This window comes from Streptosporangium sp. NPDC001559, assembly GCF_042893955.1.
Taxonomy (GTDB): domain Bacteria; phylum Actinomycetota; class Actinomycetes; order Streptosporangiales; family Streptosporangiaceae; genus Streptosporangium.
On sequence record NZ_JBIAVG010000038.1, the window covers coordinates 1 to 11,225 of the forward strand.

At 72.0% G+C, this 11,225-nt stretch carries 3 protein-coding genes; all 3 read right to left on the minus strand.

The window, feature by feature from the left end; translation table 11 throughout:
• Positions 1-2,385: type I polyketide synthase (locus tag ACFYY8_RS41900; RefSeq protein WP_390050665.1), on the minus strand; the 2,385-nt coding region annotated here is incomplete at its 3' end.
• Positions 2,386-2,457: 72 nt separating this feature from the next.
• Positions 2,458-7,275, minus strand: coding sequence for a type I polyketide synthase (locus ACFYY8_RS41905; protein ID WP_390050666.1), 4,818 nt, complete (start codon positions 7,273-7,275; stop codon positions 2,458-2,460).
• Between the two features lie 6 nt (positions 7,276-7,281).
• Positions 7,282-11,225 (minus strand): acyltransferase domain-containing protein (locus ACFYY8_RS41910; protein ID WP_390050667.1); only part of this gene is annotated, 3,944 nt, incomplete at its 5' end.

Below are 11,225 nucleotides of genomic sequence, written 5' to 3' on the forward strand. Positions count from 1 at the left end.
GTGGAAGCGGACGGGGTGGCGGAGGTGGTCGGTCCAGTAGGTGGGGTCGGTGTGGGTGAGGGGTTGGCCGGTGTGGTCGGAGATGACCGGCAGGGCCGGGGGGTTGAAGGTCAGGGTGGCGATGGCGTCGTGGAACTCGTTGAGGATGGGGTCGAGGTGGTGGGAGTGGAAGGCATGGCTGACCGTGAGCTTCTTGGTCTTACGGCCCAGGGAGGCGAAGTGGTCGGTGACCTTCTGGACGGCCTCCGCGTCACCGGTGATGACGGTTGAGGTGGGGGTGTTGAGGGCGGCGATGCCCACCCCGGGAATGAGCGAAGAGACGATCTCCGCCTCGGGGGCGTTGACGGCGGCCATGGCCCCCGGGGGGAGGGCGTTCATAAGGCGGGCGCGCACGGCGACGAGCTGGACGGCGTCCTCCAGACTGAGCACCCCGGCCAGATGGGCGGCGCTGATGCCGCCGATGGAGTGTCCCGCGACGGCGGTGGGGTGGATGTTCCAGGACGCCAACAGATGGTGGAGGGCGGTGTGGAGGGTGAACAGGGCGGGTTGGGTGTAGAGGGTGTGGTTGAGCAGGTCTTCGTGCGCCGGGTCGAAGATGACGTCCTTCAACGCAACGGGGAGGCGCCGGTCGAACAGGGCGGTGACCCTGTCGAAGGTCTCGGCGAAGGCGGAGTAGGTGTCGTAGAGGGTTCGGCCCATGCCGGTGCGCTGGCTGCCCTGGCCGCTGAACAGGAACACCACACCACGGGAACGCGTCGCCACGCCCGTTGTCACACCGTTGTCCCGGCCGTTCACGGCGACCGCCCGGACCCCGTCCGTGAGCTCCTGCCGCGACCGCCCCAGGACGACCGCGCGGTGTTCGAAGGTGGCGCGGGTGGTGGCCAGGGAGTGGGCCACGTCCTCGGGCCGCACCTGGGGATGGGCCTCCAGGTGGTCGGCCAGGCGGGAGGCCTGGGCGGTCAACGCCGCCGCCGAACGTCCCGAGATGACCAGCGGTACGACCCCGGTGGTCTCCGGTTCCGGTACAGCCGGCGCGAGGTCGGGGGCCTGTTCGATGATGACGTGGGCGTTGGTGCCGCTGACGCCGAAGGCGGACACGGCTGCCCGGCGGGGGTGGCCGGTTTCCGGCCAGGGGGTGTTCTCGGTGAGGAGCTGTACGGTTCCGGCGCTCCAGTCCACGTGCGGGGTGGGCTCGTCGACGTGCAGGGTCTTGGGCAGGACCTTCTGCCGGAGGGCCTGGACGGTCTTGATGATTCCGGCGACCCCGGCGGCGGCCTGGGCGTGGCCGATGTTGGACTTCAGCGACCCCAGCCACAGGGGCTGATCAGCAGGCCGGTCCTTGCCGTAGACCGCGATGAGCGCCTGCGCCTCGATCGGGTCACCCAGAGTCGTGCCGGTGCCGTGGGCCTCAACCGCGTCAACATCGGTTGAGGTCAGCGCGGCGTCTTCGAGGGCCTGCCGGATCACCCGCTGCTGCGCGGGCCCGTTGGGGGCGGTGAGGCCGTTGGAGGCGCCGTCCTGGTTGATGGCGGTGCCCCGGACGACGGCCAGCACCCGGTGGCCGTTGCGCTGGGCGTCCGACAACCGCTCCAACAGGAGGAGTCCGGCGCCTTCGGCCCAGCCGGTGCCGTCGGCCCCTGCGGCGAAGGCTCTGCACCGGCCGTCCGGGGACAGTCCCCGCTGCCGGGAGAACTCCACGAAGGTGCTCGGTGACGACATGACGGTCACCCCGCCCGTCAGCGCCAGGTCCGACTCTCCCGCGCGGAGCGAACGAACCGCCAGGTGCAACGCGACCAGGGAGGACGAGCAGGCCGTGTCCACGGTCACCGCCGGACCCTCGAAACCGAAGGTGTAGGAGACCCGGCCGGACAGCACGCTCGCCGCGGTGCCGGTGATCAGGTACCCCTCGACCTCCTCGGGGACCCGGCTGAGCGTGCTCGCGTAGTCCTGCCCGTTGGTCCCGGCGAAGATCCCGGTACGGCTCCCCTTCAACCGGCGAGGGTCGATGCCCGCGTGTTCGAGGGTCTCCCAGGCGAGTTCGAGGAGGAGGCGTTGCTGGGGGTCGCTGGCCAGGGCCTCACGGCGGGAGATGCCGAAGAAGTCGGCGTCGAAGTCACCGGGGTTGGTGAGGAAACCGCCGTGGCGGGTGTAGGAGGTACCGATTCGCTCCGGGTCGGGGTCATAGAGGGCGTCGACGTCCCAACCCCGGTCCGTGGGGAACTCGGTGACGGCGTCCCCGCCGCTCGCGACGAGGTCCCAGAGCTGCTCAGGGGTGTCGGCGCCACCGGGCAGGCGGCAGGCCATGCCCACGATCGCGATCGGCTCCCGCTGCCCGTCCCGTACGTCGCGCAGCTCTTCACGTGTCTTGTGCAGTTCCTCGGTCACACGCCGCAGGAGATGCCGAATCTGGTCGTCGCTCACAGGTCTTGCCTTCCGCACGGGCTGAACAGGGGGGCTTCAGGAGATGCCGAGCTCGTTGCTGATGAAGCTGATGAGCTCGTCGTCGGAGACGGCGGAGAGATCGCCGGAACCGGCCGTCGTTTCTTCGGGACGCGGACCCTCAAGGAGCCGCAGCAGTCTGGAGACGGCGGCCTGCCGGTCCGGCTCAGGGACCGCGACCTCGGCCAGCAGGCCCTCCAACTCGTCGAGCTTGGTCAGTGCCACGGCCAACGGCGGCTCAGGCTCGGGGACCAGGACACCGTGCAGATGCTCGACGAGCGCCTCGGGGGTCGGGTAGTCGAACACCAGGCTGCTCGGCAGCGCCGTACCGGTCAGTCGGCTGAGGCGGTTACGCAGCTCGACCGCCGACAGTGAGCTGAACCCCTGGTCGCGGAAGCCGCGGTGATCCTCGACCTCGGACGCCGACCCGTACCCCAGCACGGCGGCGACCTCGCCGCGGACGAGCCTGCGGATCGTCTGCCGCCCCTCCGCCTCGGACATTGTGGCCAGCCTGACGGACAGATCGTCCTCCGGCTCCTGGGCCACGGCGTCGGCCACCGTCGGAACGGCCTCGGGAAGCTCACCCAGCAGCGGGTACGGCCTGGCCGAGAGCACCGAGGCCCAGTCGGCACGGCTGACGACAAGTCTGGTCTCCCCGCGCCCGATCGCCTCCTCAAGCGCGGTGACGGCGAGACCGGGCGCCATCGGCGGGAAGCCGTCACGCACCAGCTGCCTCTTCGCGGCGGGATCGGCGATGCCCTCGCCGTCCCAGTGCCCCCACGCGATCGACGTGGCGGGCAGGCCCGCCGCGCGGCGGTACTCGGCGAAGGCGTCCAGGAAGGCGTTGCCCGGCGCGTAGTTGCCCTGCCCCGCCGACCCGAGTGTGCCGGTGACCGAGGAGAACAGTACGAACGCCGACAGATCCAGCTCCCGGGTCAGCTCGTGCAGGTTCAGCGCGCCCGCGACCTTCACCCGCAGCACCCGGTCCATCCGCTCGGCCGTCAGGGAGTCGACGAGCGCGTCGTCCAGCACGGCCGCGGTGTGGACGACCGCGGTCAGCGGGTGTTCCACGGGGATCGCGGCGAGTACGGCGGCCAGCGCCTCCCGGTCGGCGACGTCGCAGGCGGCCACGGTGACCTGGGCGCCGAGGGAGGTCAGCTCGGCCTCCAGTTCGGTGGCTCCGGGCGCGTCGAGTCCCCGGCGTCCGACGAGCAGCAGCCGCCGGGTGCCGTTGGCGGCCAGGCGGCGCGCGACATGGCCGCCCAGCGCCCCCGTGCCGCCGGTGATCAGTACGGTTCCCTCCGCCGTCCACGGCCCCGGGGCGCCACCCCCGGGAAGGGGGGCGGGCACCAGCCGCCGTACGAGGAGGCCGTTCGCGCGGGCGGCGAACTCCGACTCGCCGTACCGCCCGGTCAGGGCGGTGACGGCGTGCGCGGCGGCACGCGGGTCCGGCGTCACGGGCAGGTCGATCAGACCGCCCCACCGCTCGGGCTTCTCCGCGGCCACGACCGGGCCGAGGCCCCACCCGAGTGCTCCGGCCGGACGGCTGACCGGGTCTGAGGGGCCCGTCGAGACCGCCCCGGCGGTCGCCGTCCACAACCGTCCGCCGATCCCCGCCAGGTCGAGGGCCTGGATCAGCGCCACCTCGGCGGCGGTCCCGCTGGGCACCGCCGGATGCCCGGGACGCGGGGAGTCGTCCAGGGAGAGCAGGGACAACACCCCGGACGGCGCGGAGGGCAGGTGCTCCAGGGCGTTGGCCAGCGCCGTACCGATGCTCTCGGCGTCGGCCGTTCCCGCCTGGACGACCACCGGCGCCACCCGCGTCCCACGCCCGGTGAGAGCGCGGGCGAGCACGTCGGCCCACGCCGCCCCGGCCACCCCTGCCGGTCGGACGAGCAACCAGCTCCCCTCGGTACGGCTCCGCGACGGGGCCACCGTGTCGAGGGGACGCCACACGACCCGGTGACGCCACGAGTCGACGGTCGAACGGACACCGTCGGCGGCGTGCCAGGACGCCAGGGCGGGCAGAACCGTGCCCAGGGCGTCCCGTACCCGTTCCCCTTCGGCACCCAGGGTGGAGACCAGGGAGTCGAGATCCCCCTTGCCGACCGTGTCCCAGAAGCGAGCCTGCCGTGAGCCGTCACCACCCGAGGAGACCCGCCGCTCCAGCCAGTGCCTGCGTCGTTGGAAGGCGTAGGTGGGCAGGTCGATGGTCGTTGGCCGCCCGGTGAGGGTGGCGGTCCAGTCGATGTCGGCGCCGTGGGTGTGGAGGTGGGCGGCGGCGGTGAGGAGGGTGGTGCTTTCCTGCCGGTCGCGGCGCAGGGTCGGGAGAGCCGGGGTGTCGGGCACCGTCTCGGTGGCGAAGGCGGTGAGGACGGGGTCGGGGCCGAGTTCGAGGAAGAGGTCGGTGGTGGGTGCGGCGGTGGTGAGGGCGTCGTGGAAGCGGACGGGGTGGCGGAGGTGGTCGGTCCAGTAGGTGGGGTCGGTGTGGGTGAGGGGTTGGCCGGTGTGGTCGGAGATGACGGGCAGGGTCGGGGGGTTGAAGGTCAGGGCGGCGATGGCGTCGTGGAAGTCGTTGAGGATGGGGTCGAGGTGGTGGGAGTGGAAGGCGTGGCTGACCGTGAGTTTCTTGGTTTTGCGGCCCAGGGAGGCGAAGTGGTCGGTGAGTTTTTGTACGGCGTCTTCGTCGCCGGTGATGACGGTTGAGGTGGGGGTGTTGAGGGCGGCGATGCCCACCCCGGGGCCGAGCAGGGGAAGTACGTCGGTTTCGGGGGCGTTGATGGCGGCCATGGCGCCCGGCGGGAGGGCGTCCATGAGGCGGGCGCGGACGGTGACGAGGTGGGCGGCGTCTTCGAGGGTGAGGATTCCGGCGAGGTGGGCGGCGGTGATGCCGCCGATGGAGTGGCCTGCCAGGGCGGTGGGGTGGATGTTCCAGGTGGCCAGGAGGTGGTGCAGGGCGGTGTGGAGGGTGAAGAGGGCGGGTTGGGTGTAGAGGGTGTGGTTGAGCAGCTCTTCGTGGGCCGGGTCGAAGACGGCTTCGCGGAGGGGGATGTCGAGGTGGGGGTCGAAGAGTGCGGCGACCCGGTCGAAGGTCTGGGCGAAGGCGGGGTAGGTGTCGTAGAGGGTGCGGCCCATGCCGGTGCGCTGGCTGCCCTGGCCGGTGAAGAGGAAGGTCACCCGGGGTGTGCCGGTCGCGGTGGGGGAGTCGGTGAGCGCGCGGAGTCGTTTGACCAGGTCCGCACCCGTGTTGCCGAGGACGACCGCGCGGTGTTCGAAGGTGGCGCGGGTGGTGGCCAGGGAGTGGGAGACGTCCTCGGGGCGCAGCTCGGGGTGGGCCTCCAGATGGTCGGCCAGGCGCGAGGCCTGGGCGGTCAGCGCCGCCGCCGAGCGGGCTGACAGGGGGAGCGCGACGGGCGCGTTCTGCCTTTCGTCGCGGGGTTCCGAGGGTGTTTCCGGGGCCTGTTCGATGATGACGTGGGCGTTGGTGCCGCTGACGCCGAAGGCGGACACGGCTGCCCGGCGGGGGTGTCCGGTTTCCGGCCAGGGGGTGTTCTCGGTGAGGAGCTGTACGGTTCCGGCGCTCCAGTCCACGTGCGGGGTGGGCTCGTCGACGTGCAGGGTCTTGGGCAGGACCTTCTGCCGGAGGGCCTGGACGGTCTTGATGATTCCGGCGACCCCGGCGGCGGCCTGGGCGTGGCCGATGTTGGACTTCAACGATCCCAGCCACAGGGGTTGGTCTTCGGGTCGGTTTTGGCCGTAGACCGCGATGAGTGCTTGGGCTTCGATGGGGTCGCCGAGGGTGGTTCCGGTGCCGTGGGCTTCGACGGCGTCGATGTCGGTGGTGGTGAGGGCGGCGTCTTGGAGGGCCTGGCGGATGACGCGTTGCTGGGCGGGTCCGTTGGGGGCGGTGAGGCCGTTGGAGGCGCCGTCCTGGTTGATGGCGGTGCCTCGGATGACGGCCAGGACGCGGTGTCCGTTGCGTTGGGCGTCGGAGAGTCGTTCGAGGAGGAGAAGTCCGGCGCCTTCGGCCCAGCCGGTGCCGTCGGCGGATGAGGAGAAGGCCTTGCAGCGGCCGTCGGGCGCCAGCCCCCGCTGCCGGGAGAACTCGGTGAACCCGATCGGGGTGGCCATCACCGTCGCGCCCCCGGCCAGCGCCAGGTCGGACTCTCCGGAACGCAGCGCCCGCACGGCCAGGTGCAGTGCGACCAGGGAGGAGGAGCAGGCGGTGTCCACGGTCACCGCGGGTCCCTCGAAGCCGAAGGTGTAGGAGATCCGCCCGGAGACGACACTGGCGAGGTTGCCGATGGCGAGATACCCCTCCAGGTCGTCGGGCACCTCGGTGAACCGGGAACCGTAGGTGTTGTCGGCGACCCCCGTGTAGACCGCCGTCCTGCTGTCCCGCAACGAGGCCGGGTCGATGCCCGCGTGTTCGAGGGTCTCCCAGGCGAGTTCGAGCAGGAGGCGTTGCTGGGGGTCGCTGGCCAGGGCCTCACGGCGGGAGATGCCGAAGAAGTCGGCGTCGAAGTGACCGGGGCTGTCCAGGAACCCGCCGTGGCGGGTGTAGGAGGTACCGGGCTGGTCGGGGTCGGGGTCGTACAACTCCTCCAGGTTCCATCCCCGGTCCGTGGGGAACTCGGTGACGGCGTCCCGGCCGCCTGCGACCAGGTCCCACAGCTGCTCCGGAGTGTCGGTGCCACCGGGCAGGCGGCAGGCCATGCCCACGATCGCGATCGGTTCCCTGGCCTTGGCCTCGATGTGACGCAGCCTTCTCTCGGCCTGCTTGGTCTCGGCGATCGAGCGCTTGAGATACTCGCGCAGCTTGTCGTCGTTGGCCATGTCGGATCAGCCCCTGTCCAGGAGGTCGAAGAGTTCGTCGTCGGTCGCGGAGTCGAGGTCGATCTCCGTGTCGATCTCCGTGTCGTCCACGCCCGCCGCCACGTCGAAGCGCGTCACCAGGGCACGCAGCCGGGCCAGGACCTCGGCCTGGCCACCGGGATCGCCGGACAGCACCTCCTCAAGCCGCCGCAGCGCGGCGAGCGGTGAGACAGGCGCGGTGCCGTCCTCCCGAGGGTCGGGCAGCAGGGAGAGGATGTGGCCGGTCACCCCGGCCGGAGTCGGGTGATCGAAGATCAACGTGGTGGGAAGCGGCAGCCCGGTGGCCGCCCTGAGCCGGTTGCGCAGATCGACCGCGGTCAACGAGTCGAGACCGAGCTCACGGAAGGCCGTGGCCGTACCGACCGCCTCCGGGTCGGAGTGCCGCAGCACCGCCGCGACCTCCGTCCGCACCAGCTCCAGTACGGCCTCGCGCCGCTCCTGCGGACCGAGCCCGGCGAGCCTGTCTGCCTGGGAGACGGTCACGGCCACCGCGGCGGAGACCACGGAGGAGACCGTGGAGGCGCGGGTCGCGTCGAGCCAGTAGCGCGAGCGCTGGAAGGCGTAGGTCGGCAGTTCGACGCGGCGCGGACCGGTTCCGGCGAACGCGGCCGTCCAGTCGACGGGGACGCCACGGACGAACGCCTCGGCCAGTGAGGTCAGGAACCTGTCGAGCCCGCCCTGGTCACGGCGGAGCGTCCCGGTCACGAGCGTGGGCGGCCCGTCGCCGGAGTCCAGCGTCTCGTGGATGCTCGCCGTGAGCACCGGATGCGGGCTGACCTCGACGAAGGCCGTGTGCCCCGCCGCGGCCAGCGCCCGGGTCGCCTCCTCGAACCGCACCGTGTGCCGCAGGTTGGCGTACCAGTACTCCGCGTCGAGTCCGGAGGTGTCGATCCAGTCCCCGGTGGCCGTGGACAGCATGGGGACGGCCCCGGTGCGGGGGACGATCGGCGACAGCGCCTTGACCAGGTCGTCGTGGATGGACTCGACCCGAGCCGAGTGCGACGCGTAGTCGACCGGGACGCGGCGGTTGCGCACCCCCTCCGCGTCGAGCTGGGCCAGCAACTCGACCAGGGGCTCGACCTCACCGGAGACCACCACGCTGGACGGGCCGTTGACGACGCCGACGGACAGCCGTCCGTCCCACGCCGCGAGCCTGGCCTCCGCCTCGGCGGCGGGCAGTGAAACCGACGCCATGCCGCCCTCGCCGGACAGCGCCGTGATGGCCTGGCTGCGCAGCGCGACCACCCTGGCGGCGTCCCGCAGCGACAGCCCCCCGGCCACGACGGCCGCGGCGATCTCCCCCTGGGAGTGGCCGACCACCGCGTCGGGGCGGACGCCGTACGAGCGCCACAGTTCGGCGAGTGAGACCATGACCGCCCACAGCGTCGGCTGCACCACGTCGACCCGGTCGAGACCGGGGGCGTCCGGCGCGCCGCGCACCACGTCGAGCAGCGACCAGTCGGTGAACTCCGCCAGCGCCGCGGCGCACTCGGTGAGCCGTTCGGCGAAGACAGGCGCCGTCTCCAGCAGCCCGGCGGCCATGCCCTGCCACTGTCCGCCCTGACCGGGGAAGACGAACACGACCCTGCCGTCGACGTCCGCCGTGCCGCGCACCACGTGGTCGGGGAGCGCGCCGTCCCCGGTGAGGGAACGCAACCCGGAGACGAGCGTCTCACGGTCCGCACCGACCACGACGGCGCGTTCGGCCAGCGGCCCACGGGTCGTGGCAAGCGAGTACGCCACGTCGGCGGGTTCGAGCTCGCCACGTCCCTCGACGAACGTGGCGAGGCTGACGGCCTGGCCGCGCAACCCCTCGGGCACGTGCCCGGAGAGCACCCACGGCAGCGCCGACTGGGCGGGGGCGGGTTCCGCGTCCGCTTCCTCGATGGCGGGCGGCTGCTCCAGGATCACGTGGGCGTTGGTGCCGCTGACGCCGAAGGAGGAGACCGCCGCGCGCCTGGGCCGTCCGCCCTCGGGCCAGGACCTGGCCTCGGTGAGCAGCCTGACCGTCCCGAGGGACCAGTCCACGTGCGGGGTCGGCTCCTCCACGTGCAGGGTCTTGGGCAGCACACCGTACCGCATCGCCAGCACCATCTTGATGACGCCGGCCCCTCCGGCGGCGGCCTGGGTGTGGGCGATGTTCGACTTCAGCGAGCCGAGCCACAGGGGCCGCTCAGCGGGTCTGTCCTGGCCGTAGGTGGCGATCAACGCCTGCGCCTCGATCGGGTCACCCAGGGTCGTGCCGGTGCCGTGACCCTCGACGGCGTCCACCTCGGCCGGGCCGAGCCCGGCGTTGGCCAGCGCCTGCCGGATGACCCGCTGCTGCGCGGGGCCGCTGGGCGCGGTCAGCCCGTTCGACGCGCCGTCCTGGTTCACCGCCGAGCCGCGCACCACCGCGAGCACCGGGTGACCGTTCCTGCGCGCGTCGGAAAGCCGCTCAAGGAGCAGCAGGCTGACGCCCTCGCCCCAGCCGGTGCCGTCCGCCGTCGAGGAGAACGCCTTGCACCGCCCGTCCGTGGAGAGGCCCCGTTGCCGGGAGAACTCGACGAACGTGGTCGGTGTCGACATCACCGCGACCCCGCCCGCCAGCGCCAGGTCGGACTCTCCCGAACGCAGAGACTGGGCGGCCAGGTGCAGCGCCACCAGCGACGACGAACATGCGGTGTCCACGGTCACCGCCGGTCCCTCGAAGCCGAAGGTGTAGGAGATCCGCCCCGAGGCGATGCTTCCCGCGCTGCCGTTGACGAGGTACCCCTCCAGGTCACCCGGGATCTCCCGCAGGCGGGGCGCGTAGTCGTGGTACATCATCCCGGCGAACACCCCCGTACGGCTGCCGCGCAGCGAGAGCGGGTCGATGCCCGCCCGCTCGAACGCCTCCCAGGCCACCTCCAACAGCAGCCGCTGCTGGGGGTCGGTGGCGATCGCCTCACGGGGGGAGATGTTGAAGAACGCCGCGTCGAAGTCAGCGGCGTCCCTCAGGAACCCGCCGTGGCGCGTGTAGGACTTGCCTGCCTTGTCCGGGTCGGGGTCGTACAGTTCCTCCACGTCCCACCCTCGGTCGGTGGGGAACTCGGAGACGGCGTCGCCCCCGCTCTCGACCAGCCGCCACAGTGCCTCGGGAGACTCGATCCCACCGGGAAGCCTGCACGCCATCCCGACGATCACGACAGGATCATCGGTCGGGGACCCGGCCCCCGTCAGCTCCGCGCCGACGGCCACGGCCTGATCCGCCTCCCCGGCCAGCTCACGGTCGAGCAGGTCGGCGATGGCCTGGGGGGTGGGGTGGTCGAAGGTGAGGGTGGCCGGTAGGCGTAGTCCGGTGGCGGTGCTGAGGCGGTTGCGCAGTTCGACGGAGGTCAGCGAGTCGATGCCCAGCTCGACGAGGGGACGCTCGGCGGGGACGGCACCGGCCCTGGGGAACCCGAGGACGACGGCCGTCTCCGTCCGGACGAGGTCCAGCAGGAACGCCCCGCGCCGGGCGGCGTCGAGCCCGGCGAGTCCCTCCGTCCGCTCCTCGACGGCGCGGGCCGCCGCCGGACGCCGCTTCGGCGCGAACCCCCGCAGCAACGGCGAGGCCGGGCCCGAGGGGGTGGTGAGCGGGGAGGGGACGAGCAGCCGTTCCCCGTGGCCGCCGAAGACGGCGGCGTCGAACAGCTCCAGCGCCTGCTCCGTCGGCAGCGGACGCAGCCCGGAACGGGCGAGACGGGCACGGTCGACGGCCGTGAGACTCGCCGAGATGTCGCTTTCCTGTTGCCAGAGTCCCCAGGCGAGGGAGGTGGTTGTGGGGTGGTTGGCGGCGAGGGCGTCGAGGTAGGTGTTGGCGGTGGTGTAGGCGGCTTGGGCGGCTCCGCCGAGGAGTCCGGAGATGGAGGAGAACAGGATGATGGCAGGGGGGTGGTTTCGGGTGAGGT

Excerpts from the sequence above, each read along its gene's own strand:
- ACFYY8_RS41905 (WP_390050666.1), bottom strand. The coding sequence starts at position 7,275 with ATGGCCAACGACGACAAGCTGCGCGAGTATCTCAAGCGCTCGATCGCC.